The 16,985-nt window shown below is 46.7% G+C and carries 13 protein-coding genes; 4 read left to right on the forward strand and 9 right to left on the reverse strand.

The window, feature by feature from the left end; translation table 11 throughout:
• Window positions 1-93: 93 nt before the first annotated feature.
• The 5 genes from MIC7113_RS04305 to MIC7113_RS04325 form a co-directional block, all read right to left on the reverse strand.
• A complete protein-coding gene (locus MIC7113_RS04305; protein WP_015180947.1) occupies window positions 94-1,533 on the reverse strand; it encodes a SagB family peptide dehydrogenase in 1,440 nt (479 codons plus the stop codon).
• 332 nt (window positions 1,534-1,865) lie between these two features.
• Window positions 1,866-2,726 (reverse strand): cytochrome c biogenesis CcdA family protein, encoded by an 861-nt coding sequence (locus MIC7113_RS04310; RefSeq protein WP_015180948.1) that lies wholly within the window; start codon window positions 2,724-2,726, stop codon window positions 1,866-1,868.
• Window positions 2,727-2,776: 50 nt separating this feature from the next.
• Complete coding sequence (locus tag MIC7113_RS04315; protein WP_155897923.1) at window positions 2,777-3,118, reverse strand: glutaredoxin family protein; 342 nt, start codon at window positions 3,116-3,118, stop codon at window positions 2,777-2,779.
• Window positions 3,119-3,445: 327 nt separating this feature from the next.
• The gene (locus MIC7113_RS04320; RefSeq protein ID WP_155897924.1) at window positions 3,446-3,829 is read right to left on the reverse strand and encodes a glutaredoxin family protein; all 384 of its coding nucleotides are present in this window, start codon (window positions 3,827-3,829) and stop codon (window positions 3,446-3,448) included.
• A 173-nt stretch (window positions 3,830-4,002) separates the two neighbouring features.
• Window positions 4,003-4,626, reverse strand: coding sequence for a GNAT family N-acetyltransferase (locus MIC7113_RS04325; protein WP_015180949.1), 624 nt, complete (start codon window positions 4,624-4,626; stop codon window positions 4,003-4,005).
• Window positions 4,627-5,880: 1,254 nt separating this feature from the next.
• Between MIC7113_RS04325 and MIC7113_RS04330 the strand changes: the two genes are divergently transcribed.
• Window positions 5,881-6,066, forward strand: coding sequence for a PCP reductase family protein (locus tag MIC7113_RS04330; RefSeq protein ID WP_041779896.1), 186 nt, complete (start codon window positions 5,881-5,883; stop codon window positions 6,064-6,066).
• Between the two features lie 33 nt (window positions 6,067-6,099).
• Here the strand turns inward: MIC7113_RS04330 and MIC7113_RS04335 are convergent, their stop codons facing one another.
• The 4 genes from MIC7113_RS04335 to MIC7113_RS04350 all read right to left on the reverse strand — a co-directional run bounded on the left by MIC7113_RS04335 (window position 6,100) and on the right by MIC7113_RS04350 (window position 12,574).
• Window positions 6,100-8,004 carry a serine/threonine-protein kinase gene (locus tag MIC7113_RS04335; protein ID WP_063822970.1) on the reverse strand — a complete coding sequence of 635 codons (1,905 nt, stop codon included), beginning with the start codon at window positions 8,002-8,004 and terminating at the stop codon, window positions 6,100-6,102.
• Window positions 8,005-8,255: 251 nt separating this feature from the next.
• A complete protein-coding gene (locus tag MIC7113_RS04340; protein WP_015180952.1) occupies window positions 8,256-9,452 on the reverse strand; it encodes an RNA-guided endonuclease InsQ/TnpB family protein in 1,197 nt (398 codons plus the stop codon).
• Window positions 9,453-9,682: 230 nt separating this feature from the next.
• The gene (locus MIC7113_RS04345; protein WP_155897925.1) at window positions 9,683-10,417 is read right to left on the reverse strand and encodes a hypothetical protein; all 735 of its coding nucleotides are present in this window, start codon (window positions 10,415-10,417) and stop codon (window positions 9,683-9,685) included.
• Between the two features lie 78 nt (window positions 10,418-10,495).
• Window positions 10,496-12,574: an S-layer homology domain-containing protein gene (locus MIC7113_RS04350; protein WP_015180954.1), complete on the reverse strand. Its 2,079-nt coding sequence runs from the start codon at window positions 12,572-12,574 to the stop codon at window positions 10,496-10,498.
• Window positions 12,575-12,884: 310 nt separating this feature from the next.
• On the opposite strand from MIC7113_RS04350, the gene MIC7113_RS04355 reads away from it, so the two are divergent.
• From MIC7113_RS04355 to MIC7113_RS04365, 3 genes are all read left to right on the forward strand, one after another.
• Window positions 12,885-13,901, forward strand: a complete 1,017-nt coding sequence (locus tag MIC7113_RS04355) for an ABC transporter ATP-binding protein (RefSeq protein ID WP_015180955.1) — start codon at window positions 12,885-12,887, stop codon at window positions 13,899-13,901.
• Window positions 13,902-14,702, forward strand: coding sequence for an ABC transporter permease (locus tag MIC7113_RS04360; RefSeq protein ID WP_015180956.1), 801 nt, complete (start codon window positions 13,902-13,904; stop codon window positions 14,700-14,702).
• A gap of 122 nt (window positions 14,703-14,824) precedes the next feature.
• Window positions 14,825-16,660: a GldG family protein gene (locus MIC7113_RS04365; RefSeq protein ID WP_015180957.1), complete on the forward strand. Its 1,836-nt coding sequence runs from the start codon at window positions 14,825-14,827 to the stop codon at window positions 16,658-16,660.
• Window positions 16,661-16,985: the final 325 nt, after the last annotated feature.

The following is a 16,985-nucleotide window of genomic DNA, read 5'->3' on the forward strand; positions in this document are numbered from 1 at the left end:
CCTTCTTTAGGTAACTTACCTTTCTTTAGTTATAATTAAGTTTTCAAAAATATACAATACTTAACTGAATTAAATCTGAAAAGCCGGATTCCCCTAAACAAGGAGTTTGCTACCCAGAATAAATTCTCCGACTGATGTTTCAGCATAATAGTCGGTTCCAGCCGCTGCGGCAAATAAATCTGAATTTCCATTACCCAATGCACAAGGAGCAAGATTCATCGCCGTTGCTACTAAATACATGGTCTGGAATAAAGCTCCCACATTTTTGAGTAATGTGGTATGGGCTATAGATTCATAAGTCCAAGCAATCCTTTGGAAACGTGCAGAAATGATAATTAAGACTTGGGGAAAACTCCGATCTCGGTTTGCCAACCATGCATCTTCTAAAAGCGCCGCCACATATTGGTTTTTCCCAGAAATTTTACAAAGCTGATGATCTTGAGGACAATAATGGTAAAAACCCGTAGGGATATTTTGACAGGTATTGGCAAGGATATACAGCTCAAATTCGTAAGCCGCTCCCCCATTGACATAGGGTCTACGACTCATTTCTTCATTTTCAGTTTTAATGATTTGTTTAATCCGGGCTGAGCGGTAAAGAAATTCCCCAAGTTGCTTATCAGTTATTGGCTCATTCTCGCTGTAATTTCTGAGAGATTTTCTTCTTTCCAGAATAAAAGTCAAAGGATAATCCGTGTTCTCAAGATTAGAGATGTCAGGTTTGTAGAGGTCAATCGTATCCTTTGACATCTTGGGTTTAACGGCTGGCAGCGGTTTAATTTGCTCTACGAACGGATAAGTTCTTCCAATCGGGTTACTGTGTCTGCCAGTTCTTGTTCTTGAATGAAAAAGTAGATTGTGAAATTCCCATTGCCTCAGCGGTTCGCTCTCTTCTTCTTGGGTTTTTCCATCTTCCTTCACTTCAAATAGCATTTCGGTACTCAACAGTAGGCTAAAAAATAATCTAGTAACTTCTTCCGAAATGCCAGGAATTTTCGTACAAATCTCATGAGCTAATTGGGGTTTTGCCAGCTCAGAAATAAGGGCTGCACCTTTCCAACCAAATAGTATAATTTGAGCCTGAGATAGAGGAGATTCTAGGACTAAATGTTGATGCTCTTTTCGGCAATAAGCAAAGCGCGACAAAACATATTGTTTGTTGATGACTGCTTTCTTAAATTCAATCTTTCCATCCAGTGAAAGAGGAACCAATTTTGCTAGAGGCAATCCTTCAACAACAATGCTATAACAGAGCGTACCAAGCTGGATTAGCTTTTGCAGGTAATAGTAAAACTTAGGTAGTTGAGACACCCCATCCCTTTGGAGAACTAAATCACTCAAGTCTTCCTCCGTAGCACCATCTGTCGCCAGCGTTTGAATAGCCGCTAAAACTCCAGGTGATGGCTGGTTAATATTGAGGGATTGAGGAGGAATATTTCCTCTAATATGAGGTGATTGAATAATAACTGTATTGTTGAAGTCTTCAATTATATTAATGCTTTTTTTAAAGGAAAGCTGCAAGGGAAGTAGCATTGTAGAGCTTATCGATAATAGTAGAATTTTATATTAAATATATTTTTTACAGAACGACGATTGTCTTTTCATCTACCATTAGAGGTGATTGTATCGATCAATATCGATCAAAAAAATTTAGCGACTCTTCCTTCAACGGCTCTGATCATCAGCCCCATCCCACCGAAATATCGTAGAAGCCATCCAGGAGACATGTCTCTCAGAAAGAGATCGCTACTCTAAAACCCAGTTCTAGAAGAATTACCATCGAACTGGGCACACACCGTCAAAAAGCTCCCTCATTACCGCCATTGAAAACCTAAAAACTCAAACGCCCATACAGCAAAGACGCATTAACGGAATGCCACGGTTAAAACCCAGCTAATCCCACTGTAGAGATAAAATCCTCCCATAATAATCAACAGCCCACCGCCTATACGCATAATCCATTCAGAATATTTAACGAGAGTGCGGGCTTGTTTGGCTAAACCTGTAAATAGACTGGCGAAGAAAATCAGCGCACTGGTACCCAAGGCATAACTGACCATTGTGAGTGTGCTTTGAACCTGGGAACCGGTAGCCGCTGCCGCCGTAAGAACTGAAAACAGTACAGGACTGGCACAGGGAGAACTCACCAACGCGAAGGTGACTCCGGCGGTGTAAGGCCCCGTGATCGGCAATGCCGCACCAAATTGGGGTAAAGGCAGGCGTATAATCTCTAATAACGTCAGCCCCATCAGCAGAACCACCAAGCCAACGACGATATTGACGTGACCTCGGTAGTCACGCATGACCGCCCCCGCAAAGGAAGAGACCAATCCCAACAAACTGAGGACGGTTACCACTCCCAGGACAAATGATGCTGCTTTAACGAAAGCATCCCGGCGAGATGTCACTTCACGAGTGCCGATGTAAGTCAGGTTCACAGTCAAGAGTCCAATGTGGCAGGGTGAGATGCTACCAATCAAACCTCCCACAAAAGCTAACAGAAGTAAGATCAGTGGGTTCGCCGTATTCTGTTTACCGAGCCATTCCTTATAATTTTCTTCTAAAGAGAAGACAACGTTTTGAAGAGGTTCGTATAGGGTGTTCCAATCGATAAAGCTGAGTGCCACAATCAATAGAATCGTTCCTATGAAGAGCAACCCAGGCACTAAAAATTTTAGGTGCTTGCGTCCTGCCAACTGTGAAGTGAAATTTTTGGTGCGTGTCATGATGTGGTTAGTTTCAAGAGATTTGATACTGTGGCCTTGAGATTCGGCGCTCAAAAGTCACTAGGGCCTGTATATCCAGCTATCTCAGCAAGTTTGGGCAGCGAACACCCACCCACACAAGAAAACTTCCCATTTATTTCCCAGGTTGGAAAACTGGTAATGTTTAACTTGCGGCAGATTTCGGGTTGCGCCTTTTCGCCAGCCGGGTCGCACTCAATGTAAGTGATTTTACTAAATGCTTCTTTACCAAACCATTTCTTTTGTCCGTTACAGGCGACACACCAATAAGTGCCATACATCTTAGCGTTATTCTGTTGGAGATAGTTGGCTAAAGCCAGTCTGGAGGCTTTTCTAGACTGATATTCTTTTAATGAAGTACATCCAGTTGTCATTAGCAGTAGGACGATAGAGACAGTTGGAGCCAACCTCTTAAATTTCAGCATAACCGGTTAATGATTACTCTTGATGTCTTGTGCTGAGTTGGTCAGAATCACTCAAAAACCTTGTCAGACAGAACCTTGAACCTTTTTAACACAAAAGTTATGCTTTTATTATTGACTATCCCTTGAAATTAATGTCACCCTAGGCTTAAGAACTTTATTGACTCTTTTTATTCTCTGGCGAGAGCTTTTTGAAAACTTTAAAATGCTCCTGATCTGCCACGTCAAGTTTCACGGCTACATGCCGAACTCGATTAGGGAGTGACAAAGCATCCAGTTTCAGTTTTTGAAATTTTGATCGCCACTATAGCCAGATAAATCAGCCAGGTCTTGCAAAGACCTCATTCCTCCATATTTGTTACCATTGATTTCCCATGTGGGAAACCCTTCAACACGAGCCTTTTGACAAAGCTCAGGTCGTGCATTTTTCCCAGCCGGATCACACTCAACATAGTCCAACTGGCTGAACGCCTCATTACCAAATAGTGCTTTTTGCTTATGGCAGTAGGGGCACCAATGAACACCATACAATTTTGCGCCAATCTGCTTTAAATGGCTGGCTAGCGCCACTTCGGGCGTAGCAGCTAAGGGTCTAGTTTGTGCCGAGACTGAGGCGGAAGATACATTTTGAGACGACTTTGTTGAAGAACATGCAGTAGTCAAGGCTAGTAAGACGACAGATACAACGGAAGCAAACCTGAGGGATTTTAGCATTACTGGATAACAGAGTTTTGGACTTATTGATATTAGGCCTATTCTGGCATTGGCTCTCTTTCAACAGCAATCAGGATCGATGGGAATAAAATACGTGTTAGAGCTATTTTTACTCCTTAAAGCTACAAATAACGTTCTGGCATTGGTTCTTTATCAACCCTGTAAATTTTGAAGCCGCGCTTGATGTAGTTATTCAATGCATGGGGTCCATCTAAGTTGCAAGTATGAACCCACAAGCGTTGAGTGCCTCTGTTCCAAGCATAGGCGATGCCATGACTCAGGAGATGTTTCCCCAAACCTCGACCCATGTAAGTTGATCTCAGACCAAAATAAACAATCTCCGTCGAGAAAAATCGACCTGTCGGCCCTTCCCTGCGCTCTGCCAATTCGATGTATCCAGCCGGTACACCATTAACATATAAAACGTGGATGCTGGTTCCTGGAGCTAACAGCAGTGCCTTAATTTCTTCATCCGAGTGAGAGAGTCGTTCACGCCAACGCCACTCCTCACCGACAGAACTATACAAGAAACGATAAAAAGCGACATCGGGTGTTCCCATGCACATTAACTTCATTCCGCCTAGGTAATTAAGATACGCTGGACGGAATTGAGACCAATCCGTCATTTGGAGATAGGTGGTTACCAGGGTATCCGGTAGACGGATGTTTGGCAAAGAAGAAGACACCTGAAGCGGAGCGCTGTTGGTACTTCCCGTTGCCTTTTCGACCGAGCCATTGATCGCCATTTTCAATCATGTCTCCACGCAGAAATACCTATTTGACGTGCCAGTAAGGTACTGGCCTCGATCATAAACTTTAATCTGAATTTGAATTTCATAATAATAACCTAAATTTGAATTTTATATTAATAATAAGAGGCAGAGTTCTAACTTGATTTGCCGCTCAAAATTGTCTCAAATTTATGACATACTAGATGTTTGGATCGATATCAATCTTAGATATCTGCTTCATCTGCTATCAAAACGTAAGTGTTTTGATACAGGGCACGCTGCTCATGTCCATCAAGTTGAACCGTGCTGTTAGTTCCTCTGGTCTAACAGGGTCGAAATTTATACGGAAGATCAAGTTTGCTTAGATTTGTGGTGCTACCGCTACCTACTACTGCTCAACGGTTAACTTAGAACTTTTGGCTCAACGAATCTTGGACAAATAAAACTATTTATCCGGATCGCTTCCTGATTCTCAATACCCTAACTGCCGTAGCCGTTAGTTGTTTTAGCACTCTAAAGGCGCTACTTCAGGCAGAGCTATCCCTAGCGAGTGCAGCGCAGCTCTATCCTTCATTTTCGGCTGATTTAATGTTGGTAGGTTTGCCAACAACCTCATCCCAGCTACGCTAATATTAAGAGCTTTGTATGGGTTCACTAAAAACCTTAAAATTTCTAATTTTGGGTTTTCGGTAGCCTCATTCTACCGACTTTAGTCTAGATTTGTCCATTTTTTGGACTGATATTAACTCTCCTCACCATTTTGAGGAGAACGTCAAAAATCTTTATCCTGCCGCCTAGTATGACTGTGTAAGCGCTTACCTCAACAGGGTCGCTGAAGTGATAGATGTGGAGTCAATGCCGACGAGCCTAGAAGCGATTGATTATCAGAGTTTTTTGTATTGGCTCGAATCACTCCCATGTAGAGGTTGGTTTTATCAATTCTATTAATGCCAATTAATTCACATTTAACAGGTAAATTCCTTGAAATTTATGACTTAAAGTATTTAGATTTATTATGAGTATTATTAGTAATAACTCTATTTATAATAAATTAATATATTATTGCTTTGAAATAGATAAAAAGACTCTAATCTCCAATCTTCAATGAAACCATGGCTCTTTGTATAAGGCAATAAAAGTGATTTTAATCCGCTCTGGGAAAGTAAATCCGTCTCCGTCTCCGTCAGTTCTACTCAAAAAATAGCAGTAGAATAAAAACGAATGAGCTTGAAATTAAGAGCAGATTGCGAACACGGGGGGCTTACAATTATGAGCAGCTCTGATTTTATAGAAACCCTGCAATGGACAACGGAGGCGAAAGCCATGTTGAAAAACATTCCCTATTTCGTTCGTGTCCAAGCTAGAAAACGAATTGAGCAATTGGCTCGTGAAGCAGAGTTGGACGTGGTAACCCCTGAAATTGTTGAGCAGGCAAGGGCAGAGTTTGGGCAGTAAGCCGTATTTTTACAAAAACGGGATGCATCCCTTTTAGGACATTGGCTGCCAAATCTTGATGGTTTGGTCACTACTGCCACTCACCAGAATTTGTCCCTTCAGTCCAAAGGCAACAGACTCAACAGCCCTGAAATGACCCGAAAGCGTACATAGCCGTTTTCCGGTTTGCCAATTCCACAACTCAATGATTTTGCCACTGGCGCAGGCAAGGGTCTTACCATCCGGGTTAAAGGTGATGGACGCCGTTCCACTCGACTGAGTCGAAAAGCCGCGCAGTTGTTTGCCTGTTGTCGGGTTCCACAGGTGAATCGCGTTACTACTTCCACTAGCAAGGACTTGCCCATCCAGGCTATAAGCAAGAGATGTAATTTCGGTCAACTGATTGGAAAACGTGCGAAGCAATCTGCCCGTGTGGGGATTCCACAACTCAAGGGTGCCATCCAAACTCGCAACGGCACAGGTATGACCATCCGGCGTCAATGCGACAATTCGAGCGGAATTGGAGTTTCCCGCCAAAATACGCAGCAGCTTCCCGGTGCGGACAGCCCAGATTTTGATTTCCCAATCCCCACTACTGATCAGAGTCTGACCATTGGGACTAAAAGCCAGGTAGCGAACTCGATCCGGACGACCAGTGAGGGTATGGAGTAATTCTCCAGTACTCAGCGCCCACAACCTAATCGTTTTGTCATAACTGCCCGTGGCTAAGGTTTGACCATCAGGACTGATGGCAACGCTAGTAATCCGGTGGGTGTGGTCGTTCAGAGTGTTTCGGACTTCTCCGGTGTTGAGTGACCATAACTTGACCGTTTTGTCATAACTGCCCGTGACTAAGGTTTGACCATCAGGACTAATGGCGATCGCTTTCACCACATCCCCATGTCCCGTCAGGGTTCGGCGGAGTCTCGCTTTAGCCCAAGGGTTAGAATTTGTGCTAGTCGTGGGCAGAAAGCTGGAAATTAGAGATAAGAATCCTTTCGGCTTTGAGGGATAGGAATCGGACGATCGCGTTTGTTCCACAATCGGAGGGGGGAGTGGCAAGGGCGGTGGGGAGACAATCTCCTCAAGGCAACGCAAAATCATCTGTGGCGTTTGAGGGCGTTTACCGGGAAAGGTTGCCATTAGGTAATCAATTAAATCTGCCAATTCCCGCGAAATATGCGGGGCACTCTCTCGCCATTGCAGCCGACCGGTGCGCGGGTCTTTATCAAAATCATTCGGGTGTTTGCCAGTCAATAAATAGACAAAGGTACGTCCCAAGGCAAAGAAATCCGACTGCGCCACAGCATGACCCTCCGCTTGCTCTGGGGGGGTATAACCCGCTGAAATAATTACCGTTCCTGTAGCATTCTGTTTTTGTTTCTGTAAAAAGGTCTCAGTGATTTCCCGAACCGCTCCAAAGTCAATTAAGGCCAGTTGTCCAGTGCTTCGGATCATGATATTAGAGGGTTTAATATCCCGATGGACGAGTTCTTGTTGATGGACTTGAGCCAGAATATCAGCAAGTTGCTTCAACCAAATGAGCGCTTGTTCTTGAGGGATGGGTTGATTCCCACGTTTCGACTGCCATTGCTTTAAATTCAACCCCTCAATTTTCTCCATCACCAGGCAGTGCAGTTGCTCACCATTCCCGTCAGCCAGCGTAAAATATCCATCCCGCTCAACCTTAGGAATGCCGGGATGCTGTAGCCGACTCAAAACTAAAGCTTCTCGTTGGAAGAGAGAGACGGCCTTTTTTTTACCTTCCGGGCTTTGGAAACGATCCGCCCTGAGAATTTTTAGGACTTTTACTGTCCCGCCATCATCCACTTCAAAGGTTTGACCAAAACCTCCTTTACCCAGGAGTTTATGCACACGGTAGCGATCTTGAAGTAACAAGCCTGGTTGAATCATGAGCGCCCTGGCAAAAGTTAATTTTTGCGACGTAGCTTTAGCCATTATCTGAAAAGTGGAGTCTAGGGGAGCTGAGACTATTGATAGAGAGGCAGCACCAAGACGAGAGGCTATACAGAAGTTTAGCCTGTTCATCAGTCTTTACATTCAGGGACTTTTCAGATAACTGACTAGGAACTAAGCTTACGCCAAACCACGTCCTGTCCGTTGCAGTCCGCAATCCTTATCTTCAAGATTGACCTCCTCACCGTCGTGGAACGACGGTGATTCCTAAACCAGGCTAACGCCTCGCTGCGCTAACACGATTTAGGTTTCTGCTTCCTTCCTCTATTCGAGGTTTTGCTCAGTTGCCCTTTGGACTTATGCCCATCAGGTCTTACACCCGATCCACAGACGATTACCGCCGATCCAGCGGCAAGAATATTTCGTGCAGCGTTAATGTCTCTATCGTGTCGAGTGCCACACTCTGGACACTCCCACTCCCTGACACTAAGCGGCATCTTATCGACAACATGACCGCAATGTCCGCAGCGTTTAGAGCTGGGAAACCAACGGTCAATCTTGACCAGTGTGCGACCATACCACTGGCACTTGTATTCCAACTGACGAACCAATTCAGACCAACTAGCATCAGCAATTGCCTGTGCAAGCTTGTGGTTGGTCAGCATATTCTTCACAGACAAATCCTCGATCGCTATCGTTTGGTTTTCGCGCACCAATCGAGTCGTCAGTTTGTGAAGAAAGTCTTTTCGGGCATCGGCAATTTGGGCTTGAACCCTAGCCACTTTACGTCTAGCCTTCTCTCTATTGTTAGAGCCTTTGACTTTACGAGAGAGAACTTTTTGAGCCTTCCTCAATTTATGGCGAAGGCGCTTAAAGTGCTTGGGATTGGCAATCTTCTCCCCATCACTCGTGACTATCAGGGAAGTAACTCCCAGGTCGATACCTACCGCTTTGTCCACTGGTTCCAGTGGCTTAACGGTGTGGTCATCAACAAGCAGAGAGACCACCCATCGTCCAGATGGTTCCAATCTCACTGTAACGGTGGAAGGCTCGCAACATGCGGGGAGAGTGCGGCTCCAGCGGATAGGCAGAGCGTCATTACACTTTGCCAACCACAATTGCCCGTCCTTCCATCGGAATGCAGAACGAGTAAACTCGGCACTCCCACCACTTCTCTTCTTTTTGAAGTTGGGGTACTTGGCGTGACCTGCCCAAAAGTTGGTGAACGCCTTTTGCAGATTTCTCAAGCCCTGCTGCAACGGTACAGAGCTTACCTCGTTCAGGAATTGCAGGTCTTCCTGCTTTTTCCAAGAAGTCAGCATGGCGGATGTCTCTTTGTAGTCAATCCGCTCGGAGCGCTCGTACCAGGCTTGAGTTCTGGTATGCAGAGCTTTGTTGTAAACCAACCGAACACAACCCAGTGTCCGAAGCAAGAGTTCTTCTTGCTCCGGAGTTGGGTAAAAGCGATATCGGTAGGCTCTTTCTGTCATGCTTCACATACTACCATGCTCCCTGTAAAGCCGTGCTAGAGGAACCCGGAGCTTTAGTGAGGAGTTTTAAACCCAGCTTTTTGATAATCTCTTAGTGAGTACTTATCTCTGATTGCCTATCCCCTTATGCAAAATCATGGCATTTGCTATTAACCCACAGGGCATGATCGAGGTGAGTGTCCTATAGCCTCCGCCTCATTTAAAGAAGCGCAGGGTGAGGCATTTCTTAATTAATTTTGAGCGGAATCAGGCGGAGGCGGCTCTGATTCAACCTCCTCGCTGAGCAGCGTCTTAAGTTTACTGGGCATTACCTCTTGCTGCTCGGCGACGGACTTGAGCTTGAGGTAAAAGTCGGAAGGGTCAGGAGGTGGAGTGAATTGGTGAATGGGTTGTTTATTCATATCACACCGAGACCACTTTGCCTCATAAGTAGGACGGGTACCTGTAGGGGTGGGTGCCTCTTGTCGTTCGTCCTCCAACTGGATGGATGTCTCGGTTACCTCTGGTTCTGACATCGTTGTCGGTGCCACCGTCTCCGGGTTGGCGCTTCTTGGTGGCTCTGCGGGGATGGACTCCGACCTTACGCTCTCATCGAGGGTATCCGATAAACTGGGAGTGAATAGCGGTAGACTCGGTTCCAGGTTCAGATCCGTTGTGCGCGTTGCCGAGTAGGCTGCCAGCTTTTGGGGCAGTTTACGACTAATCAGCCGCTCAAACTCATGGTTAAACCGATAAATGGGCTGTCCGCGCCGCGCCCAGACGGCTAAGATTTGCTCGACAGACACGGCTTTATACCGTCCCTGATAGAGTGCCTCAATTACACCTAAACGTATCCAATGGGCTGAATGGTTCTTGAGCCACAAATTTACTAATTCTTCAGCCGTGTAGCCCCTGAGTTCAAACCCATAGTGCTGGAGTAGCGCAACGGCATAGGCAAGGGCTGGGTCTGCGGTTGGCTCCCTCATCTCAATGGTCGGTATTAGATTTTGGATTGTGGCAGGAAATGAAAGTTTCCTCGACTCCAAGAGCTCCCTCATCAAACCTCAATTCGGCTGCGTTGACATAATATAAGGTGAATTGATCGCACTCACGCGACCGGTTCTGACTAATGCCTGATACATAAATGCGATCGCTAGCGCACGGGAAGCCTCCTGTTTGGGTTGCAGGAGCTTGGGGTTGGGGTAATTGACCACAATCCCAGCCTGAGTGGCAGCAGCAACCGCTGATTTAGCATAAGCTGGAATACTATCGCGATCTTCATAAATTTCCAAGACTTTGACATCTGCACTGGGTAAAGAAAGCCCATGTACCATGGAAGCCATCAAATCGATCCGCCGCAAACTGTACTGGGGGTGAAAAGTTTGGTCTGGATAGCCAGACAAAAACCCGCCACGATAGGCTTGACTAATCACAGGTAAAGCCCAAAAATCAGCCGGGATATCGATGAATTTGGTATCAGGGCGAATCGGGGTGGGGTTAAACACTTTAACCACTAAGGCGGCATACTGAGCTCGCGAGAGCGGTTCATCGGGCTTAAACGATCCATCCGCAAAGCCAGTGACGAGGTTCAGGTTCGCGAGGCGACGCACAAATTCAGATGCCCAGTGTTGCTGAATATCGCTAAATGAAGGAAGGGATAAGTTAGGGCTAACAATGTAGGGAGAGGCTATAGCCTCCGCTCGTCCTGTGGAGACTAAAGCTTGATAAATCAACGCCGCAATCTCAGCACGAGTAATGTTACGCATCGGTTCGAGCTGATTGGGTGTAGGATAATTCACCACCAGTCGTCGTTGAGTGGCGGTGGCGATTGCTTCTGTGGCGTAGCTAGGAATTTGAGCGCGATCGCTGTAGAACACCAACAAGTTAACATTTCCACTCCCCAGTCCTAACCCACTCACCAGGGACACCAGCGCCTGTACCCGCGTCAAATTTTGCTGCGGACGAAACGTGCCATCGGGAAAACCTGCAATGAAACCCATCCCAGCGGCAACCCGAATCGCCGATGAAGCCCAAAAGTTAGCTGGAACATCGGAAAATACCCCCGCTCCCGTTCCCCGTTGCCGGGGTAAATCAAACGTCTTGGCAATAATTGCCGCATACTCCGCCCTGGTGATGCTGGCTTCTGGCTTAAAGGTTCCATCGGGAAAGCCCAGAATTAGCCCTCGTGTCACCAATCCCTGAATGAATGCTGCCGCCCAATGATTGCCCAAATCACTAAACAGAGTCGGTCCCGTCATCGCGGTTGGAACTTGAGCTGAGCGTAATGTAACAGGCCCGGAGACTCGTGTCGGATTGAGCTGATTGCCCACGGAAACCAACGTGAAAGACGTGCTATTTTGCAGATCAACTTGACCGTTATCCCGCAGGATATTCCCCGCTGGGTCTTGAGTGCTGCCCAAATCCGGTTTAGACTCCCCTGTAATCACCAGACCCCCATGAGTATTTTTTTCAATCAAATTCCGACGGAGTACAGGTCTAGCGCCACGGGAGAGGAAAATGCCCGAATGATTGCCCACCAGATTGTTATCTGTGACTAACGGTGCGGCTGAATCACTAATCGCAATGCCATAACCGGTTTTTTGACACAGATTGCGTCGCACTTCCCCTTTGGCATTGCGGACTAAAAACACGCCACTGGCTGCATTTTGAATAAATATATTATCCAGAATTAAGGGTTTGCCGGTACCGGTGACAAACACCCCCTCACGACCGCAGCCTGTGAAGGTATTGTTGGTAACCATCGGTGCTGTTGATTCCACCCAAATGGCGGTTCCTTTTTCTACAGGATTGGTCACGGTTACACCCCGCAATTGAGCCTTCGACTCCAGCCGCAGGGTGACATTTTGTACATTAAATGTCGGGCTATTATATTTCCCACTGCCTAGGATGACAATTCCTTTCCCCTTACTGGGTTCATGTCCCAGCACCATCACCCCAGTGGGGACAACTAAAGGAAATACTTCTCCCCCAGCAGCATTGTAAGTTCCGGCTGATAACTGAATGGTTGTTCCTGATGATGCGGCGGTGAGTGCCCGCGTTAAAGTTTTGAACGGGGACTGAGCGTTACCAGTACCGGTATCCTTACCCGTTTGTGGGTTGACGTAGAGAGTGGACTGAACCATGATTTGCTTTTTACTAGAACAAAAACATTGATAGGGGATGGGTTAGAGCGTTGCAGGTGAGAAGCGTGAAGGTTAAAGCTAGAAGTTCAATTGGCTGACTTGATAACTGGCAAACTGGTCTTCATGACCAACATTCAACTCGAAGATCGACTAACCTGTAACCCATTTCCACCGCTCTTAGAAAACGGCAGACCCGTCAGGCGTTAATCTAAGAAATATTCAAGGGTGGAAGTTGGGCAGCATCCACCAAGCATCCTAGCTTTTCCCCCAACCCAAGTAGTAAAACCCTTATGACAAACGACCAGCACCCATGATTGAAGTCGAACATCTCAGCAAAATCTACGGTTCTGCTCCAGCCATTCAGGATGTTACCTTCAAAGTCGAGCCTGGAGAAATCTTGGGTTTCCTCGGACCAAATGGTGCCGGGAAAACAACCACCATGCGGATTTTAGCTGGATATTTACCCGCAACAAGTGGCACAGCCCGAATTGCTGGCTACGATGTGCATGAAAATTCGATGGCAATCAGACGGCGGATTGGTTACTTACCAGAAACGCCTCCCCTGTATCGAGAAATGACGGTTGAGGGATTTTTGCACTTTGTAGCACGAATTAAAGGCGTTGTTGCGGGCGATCGCACGGAACGAGTCAATTGGACGATGGAACGCTGCAACCTAACCCAAAAGCGCAAAATCTTGATTCGCAAACTTTCCAAAGGCTTCCGCCAACGTGTCGGCATTGCTCAAGCGATTGTCCACGACCCCCCAGCGATTATTCTCGATGAACCCACTGTAGGACTCGACCCCCGGCAAATCATCGATGTCCGTAACTTAATTAAAAGCCTCGCCGGAGAGCATACAATTATCCTCTCGACCCATATTCTGCCAGAGGTGAGTATGACCTGTAACCGCGTTGCGATTATCAACCGAGGTCGCATTGTGGCAACTAATAGTCCCGAAAACTTGATGGCTCAATTGGCAGGAGGGGCAGGTTATGAGTTAGAAGTAGACGGCGATGCCCATCAGTTACAAAAATTATTACAGATTGTGCCCGGAATCTGTATGGTAGAACTCGTTAAAAATCCCGAACTCCCCCCAAATCGCTCCCTGATTCGCATTGTCAATGCCCCCGATGCTGAACCTGGACGCGATATTGCGGCAGTTACCTTTGGCGCAGGGTTGGGAATCCATGAAATGCGACGGACTCGCGTCACACTAGAAGATGTGTTTTTAGAACTGACGACCAGGGAACAACCCCTCGAACCGTTGGATGATGAGATTGAGGAGTCTGATGTTACCGCCAATGCAGCATCTGGAGGAGAGGAATAAATGGGTGTCGTGATTGCCAACATTTTGGCGATTTTTCGCAAGGAATTACAAGGCTATTTTGGTTCGCCCTTGGCTTATTTAGTCGCCAGCATATTCTGGCTATTGTCGGGTTTCTTTTTTGTCGCAATTCTCCTAAGTCCAGATGGCATCATTCAGCAAGTCGCGCAGCGAGATCAAATGGGGGTACCCGCACCACCCCTGGATGTGGCTTATGAATTTTTAAATGCTTTCTTGGGCTTCCTCGGCCCCCTAACATTATTTGTATTGCCGGTTCTCTCGATGGGGCTATATGCCGAGGAACGTAAATACGGAACGTTAGAACTATTGGCAACCTCCCCCATTACCAATTGGGTGGTAGCGGTCGGGAAGTTATTGGGCGTGCTAGCGTTTTTCACGTTCATGATCCTGCCCTTGCTAGTTTATGAAGCGATCGCGCTCTCGTCTACCAATCCCCCCCTTGCCCCCGCTGTCCCCTTACTCGCTCACGCTGGATTAATCTTATTAGCGGCTTCAATCCTCTCATTAGGAATGTTTATTTCTTCCCTAACTGACAGCACAATTGTGGCAGCTTTCATCACCTTTGGGCTGAATATTTTCCTGTGGGTGATTGGTTGGGTTGCCCAAAGTGTCAAAGGCCCCATCGGTGAAGCCATCGGTCATTTATCGTTGCTGGAAAACTATAACAACCTTGTTAGAGGCATCCTCGACCCTAGTAGTCTAATTTTATTCGCCAGTTACATTATTCTGGGGATATTTTTAACGGCTCAATCTATTGATGCATTACGCTTCCAGCGCACTTAAGTCAATAGTCTGTTGGGATTTAGAATTGGGAACTGGAAGGGCAACAGACCCGATGAAATTCTCTATTACCCATTACCCATTCCTGAAGACTAATGACTAATAACTAATAATTAATGACGACTATGAAGACCATTGCCAAAAAACAGAAAACGAATTATTTTAAATACCTGTTTTGGCTCGGCCCGATCCTGAGCATCATGGGTCTAAGTGCCAGAGCGGTTGCTGGTCAATGGTCGCCAGTCGCTTTGGGGTTGCTGATTGCTGGACTGGTCATGATCGGATTGTGGCTGATCTTGGTAGGCAGTTCACCCGGCTTTTGGGGACGCCGTTCCACTCAAGCCGGAACCAATGCCATTATCGCCACCCTGGCAATGATTATAATTTTGGGGCTGATTAACTTTTTAGCCGTTCGCTATGGGCAGCGAATCGACTTAACAGAAAACCAGCTCTTTACCCTCTCGCCCTTGTCGCAACGGGTGGTGAAAACATTGCAGCAACCCGTGAAGGTTTGGATGTTTTCTGGGACGCCTAACCCAGCGGACTTAGAATTGCTCAGAAATTACCGTCGCTATGGATCGAATTTGGAATATGAGTTTGTTGACCCGCAGTTAAAACCGGGACTGGCTCAAAAGTTTGACGTTAAGTTACCTGGAGAAGTTCACCTAGAGTATGGTCAAGACCGAAAATTGGTACAAACGGTCAACGAGGCAGAGCGTTTGTCGGAAATCAAGCTGACCAATAGTCTTGAACAATTGACGAGCGATCGCATCGATAAAGTTTACTTCCTCCAAGGGCATGGAGAACGCCCCTTAGAAGAGGTAGAAGGTGGACTTTCTCAAGCAGTCAGTGCCTTAAAAGATAAAAATTTTACCCCCCTACCGCTCAACTTAGCTGAGCGCACAGAAGTTCCTAAAGATGCTTCTCTAGTCGTTGTTGCCGGTCCTAAGCGGGCGCTGTTTGAGCCAGAAGTTCAAGCGTTGAACAATTATCTTTCCACCGGCGGCAGCTTACTATTGATGATTGACCCGGAAATCAATGCTGGACTGGATAGCTTATTAACCGATTGGGGAGTCAACCTAGAGCGTCAGATTGTGATTGATGCTTCAGGGGAGGGGCGTGTCGTCGGACTTGGCCCTGCCACACCCCTGGTTACCACCTACGGCAATCATCCCATTACCAGAGATTTTGGAAATAACTACTCTCTCTATCCAGTAGCGCGACCGGTAGAGGTGACTCCCGTACAAGGCGTTACAGAAACTCCCCTGTTGCGGACGAGTGAGCAGAGTTGGGCTGAAAGTACCCCTGAGACGCAACCCCTACAATTCGATCCAAAAAGCGATCGCCCAGGCCCTTTAACCCTAGCCGTTGCCTTAAGCCGCAAAGCTATACCCCCATCAGCTTTACCCACACCAACACCGCAGGCAACGGCAAGTCCTGGGGCATCTCCTTTCCCAACAGCCTCCCCTACAGGGCAAGCCCCAGCCTCACCCACACCAATACCGCAGGCAACGGCAAGTCCTGGGGCATCTCCTTCCCCAACAGCCTCCCCTACAGGGCAAGTCCCAGCCTCACCCACACCAATACCGCAGGCAACGGCAAGTCCTGGGGCATCTCCTTCGCCGTCACCGTCTCCAACCGGACAAGCGTCCCCTTCATTCGTCAATGAAAAACCCATCGATAAGAGGACATCTGAGTCAAGACTCGTTGTGATCGGCAACTCCAGTTTTAGTAGCAATGGTTGGTTTGAGCAGCAACTGAATGGAGATGTTTTTCTCAACTCCATTAGTTGGTTAAGCAATCGGGACGATCAAACCTTGTCCATCCGTCCCAAAGAACAGAAAAACCGTCGCATTAACTTAACATCCATGCAAGCTGGAGTACTCGGTTGGACAGGATTATTGATTATGCCTTTACTGGGTTTGATGACAGCGGCAGTCATGTGGTGGCGACGCCGTTAAGGTTGAACGTTGGCAAGTTGTTAGCGCAGCACCGGAGTTCATACCAGGACGAAATCTAAGTTGAAAGTTGAGATTTAGAAACTTCTAGCCTTCAACTTCAAAACCTTCAACTTTAAAACCTTCAACTTTAAAATCTGCTAACTTTCAACCCCTTGAGTATGAAGCTACAGCGGACAACTCTAGTTTTATTAATCACAGCAACGTTACTGGGTGGTGTTGTTTATTACTCTGAAACTCAGCGTGCCCAAAACCAGGAAGCGACTAAGACTACAAAAGAACCCATTTTTTCGTTTAAAGAAGACCAGATTCAATCTGTGACTCTTTA

The organism is Allocoleopsis franciscana PCC 7113 (assembly GCF_000317515.1).
Taxonomy (GTDB): Bacteria; Cyanobacteriota; Cyanobacteriia; order Cyanobacteriales; family Coleofasciculaceae; genus Allocoleopsis; species Allocoleopsis franciscana.